The sequence below is a fragment of the Nostoc sp. genome (genome assembly GCF_036918245.1).
Lineage (GTDB): Bacteria > Cyanobacteriota > Cyanobacteriia > Cyanobacteriales > Nostocaceae > Nostoc.
Map to the genome: position 1 here is coordinate 97762 of NZ_JBALEF010000029.1, position 25193 is coordinate 122954.

The window sequence follows — 25193 nt, forward strand, 5'->3', positions numbered from 1 at the left end:
GGGAATGTGTGCCAGCCAGCCCAATCCCCTGAATACCCTGATTTATGGGGGAATTATCTAAATCAAGCCACAAAAGGCGGAAGTTTTAGTGAAATTGAGAAGGTTTAGTTGGGTGCGAAGAAGAGGTAAAAAAGAATTTTGATTTTTAGCAAGAGGGAACAGTAGAAGCGCTAGGTCGTGTACCCCTAGAAGGGGAAAACACTGGTGAGGAGGGCTACCACTGCTACCAAAGTGTCCGCCGCAAAAAAACTGCTAACCTTTGCCAAAGGCAACTCCTAACAAAAAGTTTTTCGGCTCTTACCCTCGCTCAAGGGGGGCAAGAGCGGGGTGAGGGTGAAGTTGCACGAAACGTGATTTGATAATTAAAAAAGAGTGATTTCAGGGAAGGATAAAATTATGTCTTACGCTCAAACGAAGACTCAGAGCAAATCTGGGTATAAAGCCGGGGTTCAAGATTACAGACTAACTTATTACACACCGGATTACACTCCAAAAGATACCGATCTTCTAGCTGCGTTCCGTATGACACCCCAGCCAGGTGTTCCTCCCGAAGAAGCAGGTGCGGCTGTTGCGGCTGAATCTTCCACAGGTACTTGGACAACTGTGTGGACAGATTTGCTCACCGACCTCGATCGCTACAAAGGTCGTTGCTATGATATCGAACCAGTTCCGGGTGAAGACAACCAATATATTGCCTACGTTGCCTATCCTTTGGACTTGTTTGAAGAAGGTTCTGTAACCAACGTGTTGACCTCAATTGTAGGTAACGTATTTGGTTTCAAAGCTCTGCGGGCACTGCGTCTAGAAGATATTCGCTTTCCAGTAGCTTACATCAAGACCTTCCAAGGGCCTCCTCACGGTATCCAAGTTGAGCGTGACAAGTTAAACAAATACGGTCGTCCTTTACTGGGTTGTACCATTAAGCCCAAATTGGGTCTTTCCGCTAAGAACTACGGACGCGCTGTATACGAGTGTTTACGCGGTGGTTTGGACTTCACCAAAGACGACGAAAACATCAACTCCGCACCATTCCAAAGATGGCGCGATCGCTTTTTGTTCGTAGCTGAAGCTATCAACAAAGCCCAAGCTGAAACTGGTGAAATCAAAGGTCACTACCTAAACGTCACCGCCCCCACCTGTGAAGAAATGCTGAAGCGGGCTGAGTACGCTAAAGAACTCAAAATGCCCATCATCATGCATGACTACCTCACCGCCGGCTTCACCGCCAATACCACATTGGCTCGTTGGTGCCGCGACAATGGTATATTGCTGCACATTCACCGTGCTATGCACGCTGTAATTGACCGTCAAAAGAACCACGGTATCCACTTCCGTGTATTGGCTAAAGCCCTACGTTTGTCTGGTGGCGATCACATCCACACCGGTACAGTAGTTGGGAAGTTGGAAGGTGAACGTGGTATCACAATGGGCTTCGTTGACCTGTTGCGTGAAAACTACATTGAGCAAGACAAGTCTCGTGGTATCTACTTTACCCAAGACTGGGCTTCTCTACCTGGTGTAATGGCAGTTGCTTCTGGTGGTATCCACGTATGGCACATGCCCGCACTGGTAGAAATCTTTGGTGATGACTCCGTACTACAATTTGGTGGTGGTACTCTAGGACACCCTTGGGGTAACGCTCCTGGTGCAACCGCTAACCGCGTCGCCTTGGAAGCCGTTGTTCAAGCTCGTAACGAAGGCCGTAACTTGGCTCGTGAAGGTAACGATATCATCCGCGAAGCTGCCAAGTGGTCTCCTGAACTGGCTGTTGCTTGCGAACTGTGGAAAGAAATCAAGTTCGAGTTTGAAGCAATGGATACCGTCTGATCAAAAGCTAGGAGTTAGAAGTAGAGACGCGATTAATCGCGTCTCTACAAGAGTTAAGAGTTAAGATTTGCATAAATTCATAACTCATAACTCATAACTCATAACTCTTCAGGGCTGGGGTCAAGCATGAATCTTAAGCAAATTGCGAAGGACACAGCCAAAACTCTCCAAAGTTATCTGACTTATCAGGCTCTAAGGACAGTATTGGCACAGCTAGGCGAAACTAATCCGCCATTAGAACTTTGGCTACATAACTTTTCGTCTGGCAAAATTCAGAATGGTGAGTCATTCATTGAACAACTGTTGCGAGAAAAACCAGACTTGGCTTTGCGAATCATGACTGTCAGAGAACACATTGCGGAAGAAATTGCAGAATTTTTACCGGAAATGGTACGCACTGGCATTCAGCAAGCCAACATGGAACAGCGTCGCCAGCATTTAGAACGCATCACACGAATAGACACATCTAACCCCAGTCTGCAACCAGAACAGCAAGCAACTTCAGATCAAAATTTGGATAACTTATCCAATTAGTTCGGTCAATCTACTAGTAAAAATCGCAACCCATTATCAAAAGCTATGCAAACTTTACCAAAAGAGCGTCGTTACGAAACCCTTTCTTATCTGCCCCCTCTGTCTGACGCTCAAATTGCCAAGCAGATCCAGTACATTTTGAATCAAGGTTACATTCCAGCGATCGAGTTTAACGAAACTTCTGAGCCAACAGAATTATATTGGACAATGTGGAAGTTGCCTTTGTTCGGTGCTAAATCCACTCAAGAAGTATTGAGCGAAGTCCAAGGATGCCGTTCTCAATTCAACACCAGCTATATCCGTGTTGTGGGTTTTGACAACATCAAGCAGTGCCAAATTCTCAGCTTTCTTGTTCACAAACCCAACAAAGCCAACAGATACTAAGCCTAGTAAGTTGGAATTAATCATGGGATAGTTGAAGCAATTTGTCTATCCCCGTATAGGAGAGGTAGAATTATCTGCCTCTCCTTTTTTATAATTAGGTGCGGATTGGAGTGTATTGCAATAGTCAAAGGATGGTATAAACGTGCCATACAAGAAGTATTTGGGATCTTAATATCATTGAGAACTTTAAGCATTTATACTTCACCATCTAATGCATAATCCGAAGCGTCCCGGTTGGTGGGAAAATAAAGACGAGAAATGATGCAAGTCTTGTGTTATCTCCAGCCCAAAGGAATCTGTAGAAATGTGGAAACGAATTGTATTAATTTTGCTATTGGTGTTGAGCTTCAGTCTGAGTAATTCGGATGTAGCGGCTGCGGCTGGACTCAAAAGCTTTGTAGACAGTAGTGATGGCTATCAGTTTTTATATCCTAACGGCTGGCTACCAGTTAAAGTTGCCGATGGACCAGATGTGGTTTTCCACGATTTGATTGAGGTGTCTGAAAATGTTTCGGTTGTGATTAGCCCAGTTCCAGAAGGCAAAACTTTGTCAGAATTGGGAACCCCAACAGAAGTAGGATACAAATTAGGAAAAGCGGCTCTTGCGCCTCCTGACTCTGGTCGTTCGGCTGAATTAGTCAATGCTGCACAGCGAGAAGTAGACGGTAAAACATACTACCTTTTAGAGTATGAGGTTAATCTCCCAAATCAACAGCAACGACACAACATCGCTAGTGTTGCTGTGAGCCGTGGTAAACTTTTTACCTTCAACGCCTCAATTCCTGAAAAACGTTGGCAGAAAGTCAAACGAATGATTGATGAGGTTGTCAATTCTTTTTCTGTTTATTAATTGGGGAGTAGGGAGACATCAATTAAAAATTAAAAATTAAAAAAAGACTGAGGGAAAAGGGGAACAAGGGAAATAAGCAATGCCCAGTACCCCATCCCCAATTACCAAGTTGGTCAGATCATGAAAAATCCACCTTTTGTACTTGCTTCAGCTTCTCCAGCCCGACGCCGCTTGCTGCAAACTGTTGGTATTGAACCGATAGTTCGACCTAGTGACTTTGATGAGTCGCAAATTGAACTAAGTGAACCAGCAGAATTGGTCAAAACTCTTGCCCAGTATAAAGCGGAAACTATAGCCCCAGAGTTTGAATCAGCTTTGATTATGGGTTGTGATTCAGTTTTGTCCATCAATGGTGAAATTTACGGCAAACCAGCAGACTTCTCGGAAGCGATCGCACGTTGGCAGATAATGCAAGGTAACTTTGGCGACTTGTACACAGGTCACGCCTTAATTGACACTGACCAAAACCGTACTTTAGTCAAGTCACAAGTTACAAGAGTTTACTTTGCTCAAATGAGCGAGAAGGCAATTAAAGCTTATGTTGCCACAGGTGAACCCCTCAAGTGTGCTGGTGCCTTTGCCATTGAAGGTTTTGGAAGTTTCTTTGTGGAAAAAATTGAAGGCTGTCACAGCAATGTAATTGGACTCAGTTTACCCCTGCTGCGGCACATGCTAGAGGAATTGGGATACGATGTCACTGATTTCTGGCAATAGTCATTTGCTCAATGCCCAATGCCCAATAACTAATAACTAAATTGCCTGATATTGAGTATTGCCTCTCCATAATCTGGAATCCAGGCTAACCACTCATCTGCTGAAACTGGATATAATAAAAGTGCTTCATCAAAACTAAAGGGGTTGGGAAGTTGCAAAAGGTTTACCCAAGTAGAAGCTCTGAACCTCTGTAAGCCTTCCAGATTATTGTGCCTTCTTGCTTAGCAAAATTTTTACTATGAGAATCTAGTTTCATAGCTTTCTATTAGCCTTCACAAATGGGCTAATCTAAAATTATTTTTGTAACCTAGACTACAAAATAAATAATCCTTGTGAAAAGTATCCGTCTTATAAATTTACGTTGGCTGGGTGTAAGTGTTTGCTTATATTGCAGACCACAACAGGTATGGCACGACAGGTTGTAGACTGGCCATTAGATCGCATTCCCAACTAGAATATGTCATTTACTTCTATGCCCTCGCTGCGTGAGCAACAACATCCCCTAATTCGTCAGCTAGCTGATTGTATTGAGGCAGCTTGGCATCAGCACCTGGATTTATCCCCCTACCATTTGCCTAATGAGTTGGGGTATGTGGAAGGTAGATTAGAAGGCGAAAAACTGACGATTGAAAACCGTTGCTATCAAACGCCCCAGTTTCGGAAAATGCACTTGGAACTGGCGAAAATCGGAAATATGCTGGATATTTTGCACTGCGTCATGTTTCCTCGTCCAGAATACAACCTGCCGATGTTTGGTTGTGATTTAGTTGGAGGTAGAGGTCAAATTAGTGCAGCGATCGCAGACCTTTCTCCTATCCAAGTAGAACGAACCTTACCAGAATCTTATACTTCTGCACTGACACAGCTAACAGTGCTTAACTTTTCCCAACCCCGTGAATTACCTGAATGGGGAAATATTTTTTCGGATTTTTGTATCTTTGTGCGCCCCAGCTCCCCAGAAGAAGAAACAATGTTTCTGTCGCGGGTGCGAGAATTTTTAGACATTCATTGCATCCAAGCGATCGCCTCACGTCCTGTTTCAGTTGAACAAGTCACGCAAAATCTCGCCGGACAATACAACTACTGTACCAAACAGCAGCAAAACGATAAAACCCGCCGCGTACTAGAAAAAGCCTTTGGCCCAGCTTGGGCAGAAAATTACATGACCACAGTTTTATTCGACCTGCCAACTTAATCATTCCCTGCATCTCCCTCATCTCCCCCATCTGTAGGCTCTGTTACGTTTTCAGCTAACGGATAAATGTAGAATTCATTCAACGAGAGTTTAATGGAGTCCCAAAACAGTAGGCAGGAGAAGAGTAAGGTCTTTGAAGCGAATATCACAAAATAGTTTGTTGTCTTGGTAGGTGCAAGCAATTAGAGACAGCTAACTTATTGACCAGAAAGTTAAAGAAACTCTGATATTAGGAATGTTCAAGTTGACAGACATTTTTTAGTTAGTTAATCGTTGATTTACTTAAGGAAGACTAACTTTTGTAGCAAGATTGTGTCCAACAAAGGCAACAGTCTATTTTTAATGTTTCTTTTCAATTTTGTGACTAACTATAGCTGTAGTAAATGTAGCAGTAAAGTACCGCATCATACCAATTTAGAATTTTTTATAGAGACGCAATATATCGCGTCTTTATATCTAGATTCATACTGCTTTTGACTTCTGCTAACTCGCATTGCACTCATGTCTCAATAATACTCAGAGTTATTGAATAGCCAGCTACTATAGCGTTTCTCAGTTTCCATACAGACCTAACCGCGCCCCTTAGTAAGCCTCAAAGCCTCTTTCGTGAAAGGAGAGAGGTTTGGAGAAAGGTCAAAGTGTATTGCATACATACGGCTATAGAAAACACCATTTTGTAAAGCCATAGTGTTGAACGTTCATCAGACAATGGATTTTTAAGCCATACCCAGCTTGAAACCACTGTTGTTTGTCCTAACAGCTGGCTGTTGATTAAAAACCTTTTTATTTTTACTTCCATCAGCACAATTCAGGTAAATGGGCAACATACTATGTCAAGGGTGACTGAAAAGCCGAAGCCAAGTGAACAGACACTAAATCATGAACAACCTAAGATTTGGTGGGGTATCGCTGTAGCCGTGCCAGTAGTAATCGCCGCTGGGATACTAGGTACGGCCAAAATCGAGCAGTTAAGAAAATTAACTACATCCGTACCAGTAATGCCATCTACCAATAGCATTAGTGCTGTAGGGCGTTTGGAACCGCGAGGCGAAGTTGTTAAATTATCCGCCCCATCATCAGGATTAGCACCATCGTCACGAATTCAGCAACTTCTGGTGAGAGAGGGTGAACGGGTAAAGCAAGGTCAAATTGTGGCAATTTTGGACAACCGCGATACCCAAGTAGCCGGACTACAAGAGGCAAAAGCGAAAGTCCAAGAAGCCCGTGCCAATTTAGCGCAAGTCAGGGCTGGATCTCCAAGAGATATTCAAGCTCAAAGAGCAGTTATTGCTCGCCTACAAGCGCAGTTAATTGGGGAAAGTAATGGTCAACAAGCAACAATCGCACGAGTTGCAGCCCAATTAAGTGGAAATAAACTTGTCCAACAAGCAACAGTAAATCGCCTAGAAGCTGAACTTAGTGGGCAAAGAGAAGCTCTGAGAGCAACGGTTATACGTATTCAAGCCGAACAGCGCAATGCTCAAGTCGATGCCGGACGCTATGATTATTTATACAAAGAAGGTGCTATTTCTCAGCAAGAGCGGGACAGAAGACGCTTGAGTGCAATAACTGCTAATCAGCAGGTGGCTGAAAGCCAAGCTACGCTAAAGCAGACATTGGCAACCTTGCGACAGCAACTTGCTGAGGCTAGAGCGAACCAAATACAAAATTTAGCAACTTTGCAACAGCAGTTAATCGAAGCTAAAGTTAACCGTGACAAAACTTTAGCAACTTTGCAAAGACAAATTGATGAAGAAAAGGCCAAACTGAGCAGAATTTTAGATGTTAGTCCTACCGATGTGCAAGTAGCGCAAGCCCAAGTTAGTAATGCGATCGCAAATGTCAGAAAAGCCGAAGCAGAACTAAGGTTAAGCTACGTTCAAGCACCAATCGCTGGAGAGATTTTAAAGGTTTACACCAAATCGGGTGAAGCGATCGGCGCAAATGGCATTGCTGAAATTGGCCAAACCAACCAAATGTTTGTAATTGCTGAAGTCGCCGAAGACAGCATTGGTAAAGTGCGTCTTGGTCAAAATGCTACTATCACCAGTGATAACGGCGCATTTAGCGGCGAATTAAAGGGAACTGTCACTGAAATTGGCAGAAAAATTGGTAAAAAAGATGTGCTGAATACAGATCCAGCAGCAGATGTAGATGCCAGAGTTGTAGAAGTTAAAATTGCTCTGTCTCCAGAAGATAGCCAGAAAGTTTCTGGTTTAACTTACGCCAAAGTTATTGTCGATATTAATAATTAATTAAGTTGTAGGTGAGCAGTAATCCCAACCCATAATTTGATATTTTGGATTAAAAATATTATTTAATAGTTTGTTTAATCAATCTTAAACATTCTATAAATTCGGTACGACTGTCACCATAATGAGTTGAAAATCTAAAATCGCTAACCTTGCTGAGACGCCTATAAAATGAATCAAAAAATACCTTTGTCATGGCTACAACTGACAAGAGAAAAAACTCGCCTAGCTGTGGCTTTAGCAGGAATTGCTTTTGCTGATATTTTAATGTTTATGCAACTTGGCTTTCGGGATGCTCTGTATTATAGTAACGTTCGATTCCATAATAGCTTGCAAGGTGATATTGTTTTAATTAATAGTCAATCTAACGCTATATTGGCGATGAGAGGCTTTTCTCAACGACGATTATATAAAGCTTTAGAGTTACCCGCAGTTCAATCCGTACATCCGATATATTTGGACTTTACAATCTGGAAAAATCCTGTAACCGGTCGTCCTCGGAGTATCCTAATCTTTGGAATGAACCCAGAAACTAACCTAGTTAACTTATCTGGAGTTCAGGAAAATTTAGATAAACTTAAACTACCTGATGTAGTTCTATTTGACCGTTCTTCTAGGTTAGAGTATGGCCCGATCGCTGCTAATTATGACCAAGGAAAGACTGTAACAGCAGAAGTACGAAGGCGGCGAGTTAAAGTAGAAGGGCTATTTACTTTAGGCGCATCCTTTGGCGCAGATGGTAATTTAATTACGAGTGATATAAACTTTCTACGAATATTCAGCAATCGTCAAAAAGGATTAATTGATATTGGGCTAATTAGATTAAAACCGGGAGCCGATGCTAATGTTGTTGCCCAAGAATTACGAAAGTATTTACCTAATGAAGTAAATGTTTTAACTAAACAAGAATTTATTGACTTTGAGCGGAATTATTGGGCAAATAGTACAGCTATTGGCTTTATTTTCACATTAGGGACTGTCATGGGTTTCATTGTGGGTACTGTGATTGTTTATCAAATTCTTTATACAGAAGTTGCAGATCACTTAGCTGAGTACGCTACCCTCAAGGCAATAGGTTACACACAAAACTATTTATTGACGGTTATTCTTCAAGAAGCTTTATTATTAGCCGTTTTAGGCTATTTTCCTGGAATAGTTTTTGCCTTGTTTATGTATAACAGCGCCAGAAATGCAACACTTTTACCAGTTTTTATGAGTTTTGACCGAGCGGTAATGGTATTGATTTTGACTATGCTAATGTGTATTATTTCTGGTGCGATCGCAGTTAGAAAATTACGCTCTGCCGATCCAGCAGATATCTTTTAATTAATACAATGTTAATTAAAATCTATTAATAATAAGTTTAATTTATAATAATAGTTAAGTAAATTTAATTTCTGACAGTCACTACAGTTAAATTTTGGAACGAATAATTTATAACTAACAAAAATATGATGGAAAAAGAACCTGTAATCTCCATTAAAAATCTCAATCACTTCTATGGCAAAGGCGCACTGAGAAAACAGATATTATTTGATATCAACCTAGAAGTTTATCCAGGTGAGATTGTGATTATGACCGGTCCATCAGGTTCAGGTAAAACAACATTACTGAGCTTAATTGGTGGTTTGCGGTCTGTACAAGAAGGAAGTTTAAAATTTTTAGGTGAAGAACTTATTGGTGTCAGTCAAAACAAATTAGTGCAGATGCGACGCAACATTGGTTATATTTTCCAAGCTCACAATTTGCTAGGTTTCTTGACAGCCAAGCAAAATGTGCAAATGGCAGTAGAATTGAACGATAATATTTCTCAAACAGAAGCAGTGGCTAAATCAAAAGCTATGCTGGGGTCTGTTGGTCTAGAAGAACGAGTTGATTACTACCCAGACAATCTTTCTGGTGGACAAAAACAAAGAATTGCGATCGCCCGCGCCTTGGTGAACCGTCCTCCCTTGGTACTAGCAGACGAACCAACAGCAGCATTAGACAAACAATCAGGACGTGATGTCGTGGAAATAATGCAGAGTCTAGCCAAAAATCAGGGAACTACTATTTTATTAGTGACACACGACAACCGCATTTTAGACATAGCCGATCGCATCGTAGAAATGGAAGATGGTCTTCTAACCCGTAATTCCCCCAATACAGTTATTCAGTCATGATTTTAGTAATTAGTCATTTGTCCCTTGTGAATGACCAATGACTAATGACCAATGACTAATGACAGCCATAATTTATTGTCTAGCCGAGCCTGATTTTTTAATTCCAGATGACTTTGGTGGAGTTGGAGTATTTGGTTGGCGACTAGTACGAAAAGTTACATTCACGCCTTCATTCGATTGTTCCAGCACCAGTAGAGGCGTAGGTTTAGCCTTTTGATCCCAATGCATGGTAGCAATCCGACCTTGAATTATTGGTTGCCAACTATCTTCGTCTTCGATGGGGCTTAGGTAAGTTTCTATACAATCAATAATTTGACTAATAGTCGCAGAAGTTGCTTGCGTCGGTAATTTCATTAACTTGATTTGAATCCGAAACAGCACCCGTTTAGCAGAATTACCTGGACTACCAGTTTCATATTCGACATCAAATATTTCATCTACTTGTCGTCCAGCGCTATTAGCAATTCCGACCGATCCAAGTTGTGCTTGATTTGGACGCAGGGCTTGAGAAATTTTTTCTTTGATCTGAATCTTTATTTGATTAAGAATTGCAAAATGAAACACCTCCTCTGACATCCGCATTCGCAGATAATCCAGGTTAAAGTCCCGTGAATTCACCAAATCGGGATTAGTTTCCATTTTGCGAATTGTTTCCAGCGCCAGCTTAAACTTTTTCTCTAGTTCTCGCGCGCGGAATTGTTCAAACTTAAGTTTTTTCTCCAGCTTATCCTTCTGGAGTTTAATATACACAATCAAAGCAATCACCACTAAAGCCAGTCCTCCAGAAGTTACCAACAATAACGGTGGTATTTGAGGATTACTTGCTGGTACTTCCTGGGATGCCTTTTTAGTAGTCTTTTTCCCAGAGGATTGGGCAAGAAACATTGAGGTGGACATGGTTGGAAACTGAAAAACTTGACTCCTGATGTTTAGGATGCCCAAATCTTCAAGGTCATCTTGCTGTATGATTAATATTTTTTACAGCCTTTTACAAACCGTATATGTCCAGACACTTGAGCCTCTCTCCCCTATCTGAGGTTTCATCTACAAGCTTTAGCAATATTCGTCTGATAGCCACAGATATGGATGGAACTCTGACTAGACAAGGAAAATTTACTCCTGCACTGCTGCAAGCTCTAGAGGATTTAGCCGCAGCTGACATTAAGGTGCTAATTGTCACCGGACGTTCTGCTGGGTGGGTAAGTGGACTGAGTAGTTTGATGCCAGTGGCAGGTGCGATGGCAGAAAATGGCGGTTTGTACTTTCCCCCTGGAAATCAGAAACCAGTCGTTTTAACACCCATTTCCGATTTAGCTCAACATCGCCAGCATTTGGCTACAACTTTTGAGAATTTACAAACTAAATTTCCCCAAATTCAAGAATCTGCTGATAATCGCTTTCGCGTCACCGACTGGACTTTTGATGTAGCTGGTTTGCGTGAAGACGAACTACAAACCCTAGATAATCTCTGTCAACAAATGGGTTGGGGATTTACCTATAGCAACGTGCAATGTCACATTAAACCCCAAGGGCAAGATAAAGCTGTAGGATTGTTGCAGGTATTGCGCGAATATTTGCCCCAGTATTTATCAGAACAAATTGTCACTGTTGGCGATAGCCCCAATGATGAAAGTTTATTTGATCGGCGTTATTTTCCTGTTTCTGTAGGCGTAGCAAACGTGCTGGAATATGTGAATCAGTTGAAATATCAGCCTGCTTACATTACCACTGCTGCCGAAGGGGAAGGTTTTTGTGAGTTATCTAGTTATATTTTAAAAAGCTTGTACATCCCAAGTTAGAGAGAAGTAGAGTTGTTCTACAACAATCTCGTAGCACTGAGTTTATAACCATGACGCCTACTGTACCTGTTAGTGTCGAATCAGAAATCTTCTACCCCAGTGCTGATGGTCAACCAGTCGCAGAAACCTACGACCACCTTTATGCTTTACTAACTACCTTAGAAGTCCTGAAACAGTATCTGGCAAATCGTCAGGCAACAGTATTGGGAAATCAATTTCTTTATTATGCACAGGGCTTTCCCAAATTGCGGGTAGCCCCAGATGTGATGGTGATTTTTGATGTTGCACCTGGCGGTCGAGACAACTATAAAGTTTGGGAAGAGGGTCAAGTACCCACAGTTATTTTTGAAATGACATCTTTTGGGACTAAGGGACAAGACGAAATCTTCAAAAAGACCCTCTATGAACAGCTAGGTGTCAAGGAATACTGGCTATTTGACCCTAAAGGCGAGTGGGTGGAACAACAGTTACGTGGCTATCGCCTGCGGGGAGAAATCTACGAACCGATACAAGATGGACGCAGTGAACCGTTACAACTACGCTTGGTGGTTGAGGGAAGGCTAATTGGGTTTTACCCTGAGGATACAGGGGAAAAATTACTGATCCCAAATGAACTGGCAGAGGCTTTACGACAGGAAGTTTTAGCAAGACAGCAAGCAGAGGAATTGGTAGAACAGGAACGCCAACGAGCAGAACAGGCAGAATTGCAGATAGAACAGTTGGCAAGGTTGCGTTCGCCCTTGGCGTTGGCGCAGCCATCGCTCAATGTAGATCCTGATACTATTGAGTAACATACACCAGAAGTTGCTATAGCTACGCCCGTCGTAGACATGGTAGGTGTTATAAACAAGTAGACAATTTGTTACCTGTGTGTTTACCACATTTATTACCTGAGACAGAATACAATAGATGAATCTCTAGCCCTCTCAACAATACTGATTTTATTGAGAAGACTGTTTTATACAGTCATTCACAAGCAAGACTGAATCAAAGTATAAATAAACCGCTAACTCTTTAAGTACTCAGAGACGCTAAGAGACTAATAGATACATCAAGGATAGGTTAGCGTTTTATTTCCTACTTTCACTAGAAAGTCCAAGATCAATGTATAGTCAAGAATTTACCTTTAAGTACTGAGGTATAAAATTATGTAGGAAATCGAAGGATTCTTTGGCAACTTGTTCAGTGGCATAATCAACCGCTTTAAATATTCTGCGATGGACGCTGCCGATCGCAAAATGAGAGAAACTATCGACGATCAGCTTGAACAACGGCGACAAAAATCCAAACCTAAAGATCAAGAAGACCGCGAGTAGACCTTTAAAACAGCAAGATTTTCATTACTAGTGCTGCTTGATTGTTGAGTAGGCAGCGCTATTTTCTTGACCTCACTCGGTCAAGCAACTACAACTCTTCAGAATATGCTAACCTAGTATGGTTAACTAATCTCGCACATCTAAGAATTCGGGTGTTTCCCGATTGGGAAATACACTTGGATGGAGGTTTAACCCGAATCGGAGTTGAAAAATATATGCCAGTAGTTTCATTGGCTCAAATGATGGAGTCAGGGGTTCACTTTGGGCATCAGACCCGGCGTTGGAACCCAAAAATGTCTCCTTACATTTATACTTCCCGCAATGGTGTGCATATTATCGACTTGGTGCAAACTGCCCAGTTGATGGATAATGCTTACAACTACATGCGATCGCACGCAGAACAAGGGAAGAAATTTCTTTTTGTCGGCACCAAGCGCCAAGCAGCTGGAATTATTGCCCAAGAAGCCAGCCGTTGTGGTTCCCACTACATTAACCAACGCTGGTTGGGCGGAATGTTGACCAACTGGGCAACCATTAAAACACGGGTTGACCGTCTGAAAGATTTAGAACGCCGTGAAGAAACTGGCGCACTAGATTTATTACCGAAAAAAGAAGCATCAATGCTACGTCGGGAAATGACGAAGCTTCAGAAATACTTGGGTGGCATTAAAACAATGCGGAAAGTGCCCGATATCGTGGTAATCGTAGACCAACGCCGGGAATATAACGCAGTTCAAGAATGCCAAAAGCTGAATATTCCCATTGTGTCGATGTTGGATACAAACTGTGACCCCGATGTAGTAGATATCCCCATCCCAGCAAACGACGATGCTATCAGGTCAATTAAACTGATAGTCGGAAAATTGGCAGATGCCATTTATGAAGGTCGTCACGGTCAGCTGGATGCTGAAGATGATTACGAAGATTACGACGGTAGTGAGTATGACGATGACTACGAAGAAACCGAATATACTGATGCCGTAATTCCCGAAGAGGAAACAGAAGAATAGTGCTGAGTGAAGAGTGCTAAGTCCTGAGTAAGATAGAAAGACTCAGCAAATTGAATAGTGCTGAGTCTTGATTTTTGAAGTTGTAAGTTGTGATTTGTCAATGAAGAATAAAATTGATAACTGAACACTCAAAACTCAGCACGGGCTAAACGCCCCGCTAACGCTAACAAAACTCAGTACTCAGTACTAAATTAGGTGAGTGATTACAACTCGAGGTCAAGTTAGGAATTGAGGCAAAATGGCGGAAATATCTGCAAAACTCGTCCAAGAGCTACGCCAAAAAACTGGTGCCGGCATGATGGACTGCAAAAAAGCGCTGATAGAGACTGAAGGCAACGTAGAAGAAGCCGCAGACTGGCTACGGAAAAAGGGCATCTCTAAGGCGGGGGCAAAAAGCGATCGCATTGCGGCAGAAGGTCTAGTAGACACTTACATTCAGCCCGGAGGTCGAGTGGGTGTACTCATAGAAGTCAACTGCCAAACCGACTTTGTTGCTCGTAACGAGGCTTTTAAAGCTTTAGTTAAGAATCTAGCAAAGCAAGCAGCGACAGCTGATAGTGTTGAGTCTTTATTGGCTCAACCCTATATTGATAATGAAAGTGCGACTGTAGAAGAATTTATCAAGCAAACTATTGCCACCCTTGGTGAAAACATCCAAGTGCGCCGCTTTGTCAACTTTCCCTTAGCAGAGGGTACACAAGGCGTAGTAGACAGCTACATTCACACTGGCGGTCGAGTTGGTGTATTGGTAGAACTAGGTTCCCAAACTGAGTCAGCGGCTGCTAATTCAGAGTTCCAAACCTTGGCACGGAACACTGCAATGCAAGTTGCAGCTTGTCCCAATGTCGAGTATGTGAGCGTAGACCAAATCCCCGCCGAAATTGCCCAAAAGGAAAAAGACATTGAAATGGGCAAGGATGATTTGGCGAACAAGCCTGAAAATATCAAAGAAAAGATTGTTCAGGGACGGATTGAAAAACGCCTGAAAGAATTGACTTTGCTCGATCAGCCTTACATTCGCGATCAGAGTATTTCCGTGGAAGACTTGATAAAGCAAGTGAAGACACAATTAGGCGAAGAGATTCAAGTGACTCGCTTTGTCCGTTATATACTGGGCGAAGGCATTGAAAAGCAAGAAATGAGCTTTGCTGATGAAGTCGCTGCACAAATGGGCACCAAGTAATATTAGTCATTGGTCATTGGTCATTGGTCATTAGTCATTAGTCTTTACCAAGGACAAATGACGAATGACTAATGATTCTTTAAAAAACAGGTCAGGTTATTTGCTTGACCTGTCTTTTATTTAGTAAAAGACGTGAAATATCGCATTTAATTTAAAATCTAAAATTCTCTGGAAAGTTATCCTCAAATAAATTTGTACATTTGTACCATGTAATGGTTCAGATGGGCAAGAGTGAAAAAATATGGCAAGAGCAATCGAGCGAATTGAGCAGGATATTGCAGCACTCCAAGAAGCGATCCGGGCGATCGCAATCGAACTACAAAGCGCTTATGCTAGTTATCTAAATACCTTGGGGCTAGCTGTACGCAAACAGTTGATTCTCGCGAGTTACCACCTCTGTACTCAAGGATATCCCGAAAACTTTCTGCATTTGTCATTGAATCAGCGTCAACAATTGCAACAAGCTATTCGTAAGTCGGGTCAACTAGCAGCTGAACAATTGCTCATTTATCTTACAAGTGAAGAATCAGGGGAAGATGAGGTGGATGAGGTGGATGAGGTGGATGAGGTGGATGAGGTGGATGAGAAAGTAATATCCTCTTCATCTTCACTATTTCTGAACACTTCTAGTTCTCAGTATCTCACTGCCAACACCTCCGATCCTATAGAACTGGCAAAATGGCAACAGAAATTAGAAGAAGCCGCGCAAGATATACTGAAAAAACTTTCGCACGATGCTAATCTTTTGTTACAAAAAGCTGGAGTATTACCGAAAAAATTACCAGAACCGATTTTAGCAGCGGCGGCGGCAGCGGCATCAGAAGCATCTGCTGAAGTAATGCCAGGGCCACCCAATTTATTAAACTTAGTAATTGAAATTGAAAATGAGCAACAGTCAGAAGATTCTGGACTGACTCAAATCATGGCTATTAACCTGCGGCTAGGAGAAATTGAATTTGCTGATGTGACGCTTTCCTCAGAGCGCAAGCGAATCCGCAGTATTTTAGTTCAGCTAAACAAACTAGGACGAGAGTATAAAAAGAGATATAAAGAAAAGGCGATCGCTGAAGCGGAAGCTGCATGGCGTGCTAGTTGGTTTGAGGATTAGTCATTTGTCCTACCCTGCGGGTACTCCGTTGGAGAACTCGAAGAGTAGCCGCTGGCGCGTCTATGTCCTTTGTCCAGAGTCAAATGACTAATGACCAATGACCAATGACCAATGATTAATGAAAAACCAGATTGGATACGATTGCACAAAGCCTTGGCAATAGAAGCTGAACGTGGCTTTACAGACTTGATGGGCAGAGAATACCGTTTCAGTGAATTTCTGAGCCTAAGTTTGGGCAAATTCCCAACAGGCTTACCCCAAACTGAACGCCGCCGTTGGCAAGGATTAGCGGTGCAATTTGCTAGTTATCCACATCTAGCACTGGAAGAAAGGCAGCATTTAGTAGCAGAGACTCGTAGGTATATTTCCCAACTACAGCAAGAGGAGCAGGGGGAGCAAGGGAAGCAGGGGAGCAGAGGATCAGAGGAGCAAGGGAGAATTTATAAATCTAAAATTAAAAATCCAAAATCTCCAATTGTTACTGAGGTGAGTCGGAGACTTGCACCAAAAATTGAGCAAAAACTCAGTGATTTACCAGAAATAGGTTTTAAAAAAGCTGATAATTTGGCACGGCTTGGTTTACATACCGTCCGTGACTTGCTTTTCTACTATCCTCGTGACCATATTGATTATGCGCGTCAGGTGAATATCCGCGAGTTACAGGCGGGTGAGACGGTGACAATAATCGCTACAGTGAAGCGTTGCAACTGCTTTACTAGCCCTAAAAATCAGAAATTATCAATTTTAGAATTGGTAGTAAAAGATAACAGCGGTCAAATCAAAATTGGCCGTTTTTACGCAGGTACGCGCTTTAGCAGTCGCGCTTGGCAAGAAAGTTTAAAACGCCGTTATCCAGTAGGTAGCATTCTAGCAGCCTGTGGGTTGGTGAAAGAAAGTAAATACGGATTGACACTGGATAATCCAGAACTAGAGGTTTTGGCAAATCCAGGAGATACGATTGAGTCGCTAAATATTGGGCGGATAGTGCCAATTTATGGACTAACTGAAGGCGTAGTGGCGAATACAGTGCGACAGGCGGTAATTGCTGCTTTACCCGCTGCTGCTAACTTGAAAGACCCTTTGCCAAGTGGTTTACGGCAGAAGTATGGTTTGATGGAATTAAAAGATGCGATCGCTAATATCCATTTTCCTAGCGATAGCGCCGCCTTACAAGTTGCCCGTCGTCGCCTAGTTTTTGATGAATTTTTCTACTTACAACTTGGATTACTACAACGTCAACAGCAAGCAAGAGCGATTCAAACCAGCGCCATTCTTGTCCCACGCGGTCAACTTGTAGAGAAATTTCATGAAATACTGCCTTTTCAACTCACTGGCGCACAGCAACGAGTTCTCAACGACATTCTCAACGATTTACAAAAACCTGTGCCAATGAATCGTTTGGTGCAAGGTGATGTCGGTTCTGGTAAAACGGTCGTTGCTGTGCTAGCTATCCTTGCAGCAATTCAATCTGGCTACCAAGCGGCGCTGATGGCTCCCACAGAAGTTTTGGCAGAACAACATTATCGCAAGTTAGTTAGCTGGTTTAATCTACTCCATTTACCAGTGGAATTACTGACAGGTTCTACAAAAACTGCTAAACGAAGACAAATACATTCTCAGTTAGGAACTGGTGAATTACCTCTGTTAGTAGGAACCCATGCATTGATTCAAGACCCTGTAAACTTCCAGCAACTTGGTTTAGTAGTGATAGATGAGCAGCATCGCTTTGGGGTAGAACAACGGGCACGTTTGCAGCAAAAAGGCAATCAACCTCATGTGTTAACTATGACTGCTACCCCAATTCCCCGAACCTTAGCACTGACGATACACGGGGATTTGGATGTGAGCCAAATTGATGAGTTACCACCGGGACGACAAAAGATTCAGACAACAGTATTATCAGGTCAGCAACGCAACCATGCTTATGACCTCATCCGCCGAGAAATTGTCCAAGGTAGACAAGTTTATGTGGTTTTGCCCTTAGTGGAAGAATCAGAAAAACTGGATTTGCGATCGGCTGTTGATGAGCATCAAAAGTTACAAGAAAGCGTTTTTCCTGACTTTCAAGTGGGGCTGCTGCACGGTCGCATGAGTTCAGCCGATAAGGATAAAGCAATTACCAAATTTCGCGATAACCAAACGCAAGTTCTGGTTTCTACTACTGTTGTTGAAGTTGGTGTAGACGTACCTAATGCTACAGTAATGCTCATTGAAAATGCGGAACGATTTGGCTTATCGCAACTGCACCAACTGCGGGGGCGTGTTGGTCGTGGTGCAGCTCAATCTTACTGTTTGTTGATGAGCAGTTCTAGGAGTCCTGATGCTCAACAACGGTTGAAGGTATTGGAACAATCTCAGGATGGCTTTTTCATCTCCGAGATGGATATGCGTTTTCGTGGGCCAGGGCAAGTACTGGGAACTCGTCAATCAGGAGTGCCAGATTTTACCTTAGCGAGTTTGGTTGACGATGAGGAAGTTTTACTTTTAGCGCGGCAAGCAGCGGAGAAAATAATAGAAATGGATGCAACTTTAGAGCGCTGGTATTTAATGAAAGAAGAGTTGAAGTATCGGTATGAGCGCTTAATGGGTGGGGCGATTTTGACATAACATATTTGAGTTAGAAACCTACATCAAGCAATGAATCTTCAATTTGATTGCTGGGGGCAGGGCGGGGCACTCAAGTTGACCCCAAACACTGACACAATCCTTGCTGAATCTGCACGGGCAGCAGCCGAGGTTGCCAAGGAAAGGACATTGAAACACTTAGGTAATGCGATCTCGCTGCTGCACTAAACTAACAATCTTCTTAGAGGATAAAGGCGATCGCGGGTTGAGGTGCGATCGCTTCGTCCATTGAAATGTCTCACGTGTGACACATTTTATTTCCCTTTAGTTTCTGTCCTATTGCAGGGAAGAGGAAAGGCGACCAGAACGATCGCCTTTGTATTTGAGTTCAGAAAGAGCGAGCGCACTGACCGCCTTCTTAATTCCTATGCTGATTCCGGTAAAGTCACCGTCTTAGGCATAGGTTTTGCTTTGACTGTGGGTGTAGCTGATGGTGTAGGAGCTAGATAGCAGTTGTTAATTTGGATCTGCCTCTGGCTTTGAGTTTGCCAGTCTTTGTACACAAATCCGCCTCCAGCACCTAATGACAAGATGCAGGCGGAACCTACAGCAAGAGTTCTCCGATTAACCAAAATCCCTCTTTGCACTGGCTTAGAATTGAGCCGCAAAGAGCGAAAGAATTTTAGTAAGTTCACATTTTTCCGTTCTAAATGGACTAGCGGGACTTGTAGCGAGAAGTCCAGTAGAAGAAAAAAGCCTGAAGTTGGCGATCAACTTTCAAAACTCCGTCCTAAATACTTTAGTTCTGTTCTACAGCAAAGCTGCCCTTATGGAGGGGGCAGCTTTACAAATTTGCCAGTGTTAAGCAAATTTCGCTCGCCCCGCTAAAAATATTTTAACCGGGACAGAGTTCTGAAAGTTGATCGCTGTATCTATCGTATATATAATAGATAAAGTTTGCAAAGTGCAAGTTGGTACAAATTAAGTTATTATAAAAAGTTTTTACCTTTTATAATCCTAACAATAATTAATATTCTGAAACAGTTACCTTGAAAGAACTTCAAAGTCTAGCAGTAACTCATGTATTAAAAATAACTAATATAAATAGTAACAACTTTGTTTAAAAAAACTACTGAATTTTCGCTGATCTGCTCCAAAATATAACAATTGTATTTGAATTGTATTTGTAATAAAAATTTACAAGCTTGATTTTTTGCATAGCGGATATTGAGGCGCAAAAAGTAAGCGATCACATCCATCACAAATGCACCAGAACCACAGCCTGGATCACAGAAGTGGGGAAAGCGATCAGTTTCTTAGAGGAAAAGGCGATTGAGTGCGATCGCCTTTTTATAGATTTTGCCAAACCCAACATCGTCAGTAACTAACAAGCCAATTCTCATCACAGGCAAAGGGTTTCGTAGCAACTTTAGAGGAAGAGGCTTAATTTTAGTAACGGAAAAATTTTGGTCGTTAGTAAAGCATCGGAATCAACTGAAGTTGGGGAATCTTGCATCTGGGTATAAAATTGCTCAGAAAGCTCTCAATCGGTTCAGTTTTGCTGTTTGGGGAATTCGCCAACGGTATCCGTATCCCGGCTCAAACTAGAGTACTAGCTCTTACCGCTACTTTTGTCAACGAAATCAAAAGTTTGTGGTTGATTGACTTTTTTGGTTGATTACTTTGTCCTGGTGTCACAGACTCGATTGCAAGATTGATGGTAGTTTATTTTTGCACAAACTCCTTTATCCCAATCGCAACACAAGCTATGACACTCAATTTGTATTTACTGCGACATGGAGAAACTACTTTTAGTCAAAGTGGTAATTTCTGCGGTGAAACTGATGCGGAGTTGACCTCTGAAGGGATACAGATGGCAGAGAGTTTTGCCGATGTTTATCAAAGCTTGTTGTGGGAGGCTGTTTATGTTAGCCCGATGAAGCGCGCAATTGCAACTGCCAAGCCATTTTGTGATGCTATCGGTATGAATATGCAGTTGCGTGACGGACTTAGAGAAGGTAGTTACGGCTCTTGGGAAACTTTGAGTAAATCGTTTGTCCAAGAGAATTACGCCCAAAACTATGTAAAATGGTTGACAGAACCCGCTTGGAATGCACCCATTGGTGGAGAAACTGCGGTAGATATTGCTAACCGTTCTATGCCTGTAATTGCTGAAATTCAAGAAAAACATCCCCAAGGTAATGTTTTAGTAGTTTCCCATAAAGCCACGATTCGGATTTTGCTTTGTAGTTTACTAGGAATTGATTTGGGACGCTATCGCTATCGGGTGAATATTTTGGTCGCGTCAGTAAGTATGGTTAAATTTGACGTTAATGGCCCCTTGTTAGAAATATTAGGCGATCGCCATCATATACCCGATCGTATTCGCTCTCGTCCGGGAACATAACAGTCCCTTAAACAAAAACCGAACACCAAAACAAAAGGATTTGATTCACCGGACGAATGGCAAGAAATCTAAGGGCAAGAAAAAGTAATTAATCTGAAGTTATCCCATCAATGCTTCTGGTTGACCCAAGATAGCTGCAATTTCGTCCCCTGACAATCCCAGCATTACTCCCTCAAGGTTAACGCAGTCCTTCAATCACGATGCTTGCTGCATTTTAACATAGGCTTCATAGACACCCTTCACGTTGTACCAGTTGAGGAAAATTCGAGCAATTTCTAAAGCTAATTGCGGTTTACCTAAATTAATTAGCCATTGCAATAACGGAGCCATTGTCCGTTCATTCAGTGTGCCATTGAGTGAAAGAATCCCCCAAAGTAAACAATGCAGCCAAGTCATTTGAATCATCATTCGCACTTCCCATGTAGGATGCTTTTGATAAAATAAAACTCCCATCCGTCCGCGTTGAATTTCTTGGTCAATTAATCGGGGAATTTGTTCCAAGTTAAATGCTGGATGCCAGTGATATCCTACAGCTTCTGGACATTTAATTAGTGTTAAACCTAGTTTTTTCAGCCGCACACCTAATTCTAAATCTTCCCAGCCATAGAGTTGAAAGCTGGTGTCAAAAAGTCCTGCTTTATCTAACCAATGTTTGGGAATTGCTACATTTCCCGTAGCAAAAAAAGCTGCTGAAAAATCTGTGATTTTGTAGGGTTCAGCCGTTGGGTTGGTGAAATTACAAGTATTAATAACTGCACCATAAGTAAAAAAGCGATCACTCCCCAATTTCTCTTTCCCTTGCACTAGTGCCGACTCATGAGCTTGCAGGAAATTCTTCAGCACTACTAAATCGCTATCAATAAAGATAATTGTGTCTCCCTGGGCCTTCTCTACTCCCAAATTCCGAGCCGCAGCTGGGCCAGCATGATCTTGCTCAAACCAGCGCACATGAGGAAACTCTTCTTTGTGTGCTGCTAACCACTCCAATGTGCCATCAGTAGAACCATCATCTACCAAGACAATCTCGTAATCAGTAACTGAACTTGGCTGACTTAACTCCTGCAACTCCAAGGCGCGGAGGCACTTTTCTAAAATCGGTTGGCGATTATAAGTCGGTATCACAACGCTGAAAAACACAGTCTCACCCACAACACTATTGATTTATCCATCTCCAGGATAGGACAGATGGGGCGCTGACACTGTTCCTGACTGGATTTGTAACTTCTTATTTTGAAATTTAGTAGAGAACAAAGGCTTTAATCAACTACAAAATAAATCCTCATTAATCAAGATATAACCTGATGTTAATTTTTGGTCATTAGATTATATGACAAACTGAAAATTTTTTGTCTAGTTAGCTGACCTAAATAGCAAACAACCTTTTGTTTAAGAACAGGTTACTGACCATTCAAAATATATGGCATTTCACGTAAATAATTGATGGCTTTTTCTGTCAGTAATTAAGATTTGCCTTTATGAAATTTTTGGTGTCACAACAGAGGAGAGTTTAATGTCTAAATTAAGTCGCAGACAAATTTTAGTATTTTTTGCTGGCAGTGCTGGTGCTGCTGTCTTAAAAGACACAATTATAGATGGTGTTTCTAGTATTGCCGGAGCAAGCAACAGGCCACTGAGCTTTACACCAGTGCGCTTACCCCATTCCTTACCTGTTTATAAACAGCAAAAAAGTTTCTTGCCAACGGGAATCGGTCAGGGACAGGTAATCAATGCATCTGCAAATACGAAGTTAAATAGCTACAACGTAGTTGATGATCTGGTAGTGCCACCAGAATTTGAACGTTATGTAATTATCAGCTGGGGCGATCGCGTCTTTCCTAACAAAGATGAATATTTCGGTTACAACAACGATTATACGGGTTTCATTCCTCTGGGTAGAACCAACGATGTCGGCTATTTGTGGGTTAATCACGAATACGTCAGTTTTCCATTTTCCGATCTAGCACCAGAAGCTCCTGCTGATGTTAAAGGATTGCCTACCACTTTTGAATCAGTGATTGGTTGGGCTTTACCTGCCACCAGAAGTCTTGAATTTGACGGCGAAGTTCTATATAACTTAGGCGGATCAATCGTCCGCATCTCCCGACGTAATTCTAGTAACCGTTATGCTGTGGTTAAAGGTGATGCGAGAAATCGTCGCCTTCATGGTCTTTCTGGGTTGGGAGTTAATAGCCAAAGGAGTGATGAATATAAAAATGTCACTTCTTGGGGAAGTCGCAGCTATCAAAAAGGCGACCAAAACTATCTCATCGCAACTGGCCCGGCTGCAACCCAAGTATTTAACCTCTCCTCTGATGGATTAGGTAACAAAATTATTGGCACTAGCTATAACTGTTCTGGCGGTACAACTCCTTGGGGAACTATTTTAAGTAGCGAAGAGAACTTTCAAGGAAGTCTAGGAGGTTTTGTTGGTGTTACAGAACCAGTCAACCCTAATGGTACTCAAACAGGTTACATCGATGGTACTACTGGTAAGACCTTCGGTTTGGTTGGTGAAAAATACGGTTGGATTGTCGAAATTGACCCTGTTAATCCAAATTTCCGCCCTCGCAAACACACTTCGTTGGGTCGTTTCCGCCATGAAAACGTTGCCATCCGTGCCGAAGCTGGGAAGCCGTTAATCGCCTACATGGGTGATGATAGACGTGGGGGACACACCTGGAAATTTATCAGTGCAGGTGTTATTTCTTCACCAACCAGTAAAGCCAACAGCAGTTTATGGGAAAGTGGTACATTGTATGCCGCCCGTTACAATCCAAATGGTACGGGTCAATGGATACCCTTAAATTTAAACACTCCTACTAATCCCATTTCGCCATCGGTAATTTCTTCTGTGGAGTTTGCTGCTTTAGGTTCGGCTCAAAGAAATGGTCTTTTACCCCTACCAAAACGCAATGGAATTGCAGGTCAAACTACAGATGGTGGTTCCCTCGCAGTCGATCGCACCAATGAAGCAGAGAGACTACCTGCTTATCAAGGTAAGAAGCTATCTGACTTCTACACTTCCCAAGGTGCTATTCTCAGTGATGCTTTTTTAGCAGCGAATTTGGCTGGCGGAACTCCTACAGCACGTCCAGAAGATATAGAACTGCATCCAACCACCAAAGAAGTATTCATTGCCTATACTGATGGTGCGCCAGGAGGCGACGGTTATCCAGATTCGCGCATTTTCCAGGTTGCTAAGTTAAGTAAAAATGTCAACGCAACGCAGCAATCCGGGGGATTGTACAAAATTATTGAAGATAGTGCTGATGGTACTGGTCTAACCTTCCGTTGGCAAAGATTTGCTCAAGGTGGAGAAGCCGGATCGATTTCTGGTGCTGGTTTTGCCAACGTCGATAATTTAGTGTTCGACAATAAGGCAAATATTTGGGGGGTAACTGATATGTCTACCACCACTCACAATGGTTTTAATGTTGGTGCTGCTGGTACTGTAACTATCATCGATCACACAGCCAGTGGTAATGTTTCCAATTTCACAGGAGTTTTCGGTAATAACTGGCTATTTTATATTCCTACTACTGGTACTCACGCGGGAGAGGTAATACCCTTTGCTCAGGGGCCAGTGCGTTGTGAAATGACAGGGCCAACTTTTGTGGGAGATACGCTGATTATTTCCGTACAGCATCCCGGCGAAGATAGCCCAATTAATGATGGTACGATTTTGAGTCGTGAGATTGAACTACTGGATTTGAATGGTATTACATTCAATCAGACCCGGACTGTCCCTCGTGGCAGCAGTTGGCCAAGTAACATCCCAACTGCTGACGGTGGTAAGGGTCAACCTAGAAGTCTTCCCAAGCCATCTGTAATTGCTATCAAACGTAAGAATCCTACTGGTAGTTTTACTTAAAATTAATGTAGAGACG

General features: G+C 42.3%; 23 protein-coding genes. 20 read left to right on the forward strand and 3 right to left on the reverse strand.

All coding sequences use genetic code 11. The features are described 5' to 3' along the window. Window positions 1-396: 396 nt before the first annotated feature. The 9 genes from V7L12_RS06855 (at window position 397) to V7L12_RS06895 (ending at window position 9918) form a co-directional block, all read left to right on the forward strand. Window positions 397-1827, forward strand: coding sequence for a form I ribulose bisphosphate carboxylase large subunit (locus V7L12_RS06855; protein WP_334930702.1), 1431 nt, complete (start codon window positions 397-399; stop codon window positions 1825-1827). Between the two features lie 126 nt (window positions 1828-1953). Next, entirely contained in the window at window positions 1954-2361 is a 408-nt protein-coding gene (gene rcbX / locus V7L12_RS06860; protein WP_104905045.1) for a RuBisCO chaperone RbcX, read from the forward strand. A 45-nt stretch (window positions 2362-2406) separates the two neighbouring features. Then, complete coding sequence (locus V7L12_RS06865; RefSeq protein ID WP_292731826.1) at window positions 2407-2745, forward strand: ribulose bisphosphate carboxylase small subunit; 339 nt, start codon at window positions 2407-2409, stop codon at window positions 2743-2745. A 304-nt stretch (window positions 2746-3049) separates the two neighbouring features. Beyond that, complete coding sequence (psbP, locus tag V7L12_RS06870; RefSeq protein ID WP_334930705.1) at window positions 3050-3595, forward strand: photosystem II reaction center PsbP; 546 nt, start codon at window positions 3050-3052, stop codon at window positions 3593-3595. 120 nt (window positions 3596-3715) lie between these two features. Continuing rightward, window positions 3716-4309 carry a Maf family protein gene (locus V7L12_RS06875; RefSeq protein ID WP_335083275.1) on the forward strand — a complete coding sequence of 198 codons (594 nt, stop codon included), beginning with the start codon at window positions 3716-3718 and terminating at the stop codon, window positions 4307-4309. A 457-nt stretch (window positions 4310-4766) separates the two neighbouring features. After that, window positions 4767-5504 carry a phycocyanobilin:ferredoxin oxidoreductase gene (locus tag V7L12_RS06880; protein WP_335083277.1) on the forward strand — a complete coding sequence of 246 codons (738 nt, stop codon included), beginning with the start codon at window positions 4767-4769 and terminating at the stop codon, window positions 5502-5504. Window positions 5505-6334: 830 nt separating this feature from the next. After that, complete coding sequence (locus V7L12_RS06885; RefSeq protein WP_335083279.1) at window positions 6335-7759, forward strand: HlyD family efflux transporter periplasmic adaptor subunit; 1425 nt, start codon at window positions 6335-6337, stop codon at window positions 7757-7759. A gap of 168 nt (window positions 7760-7927) precedes the next feature. After that, complete coding sequence (devC, locus tag V7L12_RS06890; protein WP_335083281.1) at window positions 7928-9082, forward strand: ABC transporter permease DevC; 1155 nt, start codon at window positions 7928-7930, stop codon at window positions 9080-9082. Window positions 9083-9210: 128 nt separating this feature from the next. Next, a complete protein-coding gene (locus V7L12_RS06895) occupies window positions 9211-9918 on the forward strand; it encodes a DevA family ABC transporter ATP-binding protein (RefSeq protein WP_335083334.1) in 708 nt (235 codons plus the stop codon). Between the two features lie 72 nt (window positions 9919-9990). On the opposite strand, the gene V7L12_RS06900 is transcribed toward V7L12_RS06895, so the two are convergent. Further along, window positions 9991-10815, reverse strand: coding sequence for a hypothetical protein (locus tag V7L12_RS06900; RefSeq protein ID WP_335083283.1), 825 nt, complete (start codon window positions 10813-10815; stop codon window positions 9991-9993). A gap of 104 nt (window positions 10816-10919) precedes the next feature. On the opposite strand from V7L12_RS06900, the gene V7L12_RS06905 reads away from it, so the two are divergent. The 7 genes from V7L12_RS06905 (at window position 10920) to recG (ending at window position 18941) form a co-directional block, all read left to right on the forward strand. After that, window positions 10920-11717 (forward strand): HAD family hydrolase, encoded by a 798-nt coding sequence (locus V7L12_RS06905; RefSeq protein WP_335083285.1) that lies wholly within the window; start codon window positions 10920-10922, stop codon window positions 11715-11717. Window positions 11718-11767: 50 nt separating this feature from the next. After that, window positions 11768-12508, forward strand: a complete 741-nt coding sequence (locus tag V7L12_RS06910) for a Uma2 family endonuclease (protein WP_335083287.1) — start codon at window positions 11768-11770, stop codon at window positions 12506-12508. A 387-nt stretch (window positions 12509-12895) separates the two neighbouring features. Continuing rightward, window positions 12896-13033 carry a hypothetical protein gene (locus V7L12_RS06915; RefSeq protein WP_335083289.1) on the forward strand — a complete coding sequence of 46 codons (138 nt, stop codon included), beginning with the start codon at window positions 12896-12898 and terminating at the stop codon, window positions 13031-13033. A gap of 215 nt (window positions 13034-13248) precedes the next feature. Next, window positions 13249-14043, forward strand: coding sequence for a 30S ribosomal protein S2 (gene rpsB, locus V7L12_RS06920; protein ID WP_163934263.1), 795 nt, complete (start codon window positions 13249-13251; stop codon window positions 14041-14043). Between the two features lie 238 nt (window positions 14044-14281). Beyond that, window positions 14282-15226, forward strand: a complete 945-nt coding sequence (gene tsf, locus V7L12_RS06925; protein ID WP_335083291.1) for a translation elongation factor Ts — start codon at window positions 14282-14284, stop codon at window positions 15224-15226. Window positions 15227-15467: 241 nt separating this feature from the next. Continuing rightward, window positions 15468-16334, forward strand: a complete 867-nt coding sequence (locus V7L12_RS06930; protein WP_335083293.1) for a hypothetical protein — start codon at window positions 15468-15470, stop codon at window positions 16332-16334. Between the two features lie 111 nt (window positions 16335-16445). Beyond that, window positions 16446-18941 carry an ATP-dependent DNA helicase RecG gene (recG, locus tag V7L12_RS06935; RefSeq protein ID WP_335083295.1) on the forward strand — a complete coding sequence of 832 codons (2496 nt, stop codon included), beginning with the start codon at window positions 16446-16448 and terminating at the stop codon, window positions 18939-18941. 383 nt (window positions 18942-19324) lie between these two features. On the opposite strand, the gene V7L12_RS06940 is transcribed toward recG, so the two are convergent. Next, complete coding sequence (locus V7L12_RS06940) at window positions 19325-19594, reverse strand: hypothetical protein (protein WP_335083297.1); 270 nt, start codon at window positions 19592-19594, stop codon at window positions 19325-19327. Window positions 19595-20104: 510 nt separating this feature from the next. Here V7L12_RS06940 and V7L12_RS06945 point away from each other — a divergent pair. From V7L12_RS06945 to V7L12_RS06955, 3 genes are all read left to right on the forward strand, one after another. Beyond that, window positions 20105-20287, forward strand: coding sequence for a hypothetical protein (locus tag V7L12_RS06945; protein WP_335083298.1), 183 nt, complete (start codon window positions 20105-20107; stop codon window positions 20285-20287). 140 nt (window positions 20288-20427) lie between these two features. Continuing rightward, a complete protein-coding gene (locus tag V7L12_RS06950) occupies window positions 20428-20577 on the forward strand; it encodes a hypothetical protein (protein WP_234017182.1) in 150 nt (49 codons plus the stop codon). 90 nt (window positions 20578-20667) lie between these two features. Further along, window positions 20668-21306 (forward strand): histidine phosphatase family protein, encoded by a 639-nt coding sequence (locus tag V7L12_RS06955; RefSeq protein WP_335083306.1) that lies wholly within the window; start codon window positions 20668-20670, stop codon window positions 21304-21306. Window positions 21307-21501: 195 nt separating this feature from the next. On the opposite strand, the gene V7L12_RS06960 is transcribed toward V7L12_RS06955, so the two are convergent. Then, entirely contained in the window at window positions 21502-22455 is a 954-nt protein-coding gene (locus V7L12_RS06960) for a glycosyltransferase family 2 protein (RefSeq protein ID WP_335083308.1), read from the reverse strand. A gap of 361 nt (window positions 22456-22816) precedes the next feature. Here V7L12_RS06960 and V7L12_RS06965 point away from each other — a divergent pair, with 361 nt between their 5' ends. Further along, window positions 22817-25177, forward strand: a complete 2361-nt coding sequence (locus tag V7L12_RS06965; RefSeq protein WP_335083310.1) for a PhoX family protein — start codon at window positions 22817-22819, stop codon at window positions 25175-25177. The last annotated feature ends 16 nt before the right edge of the window (window positions 25178-25193 follow it).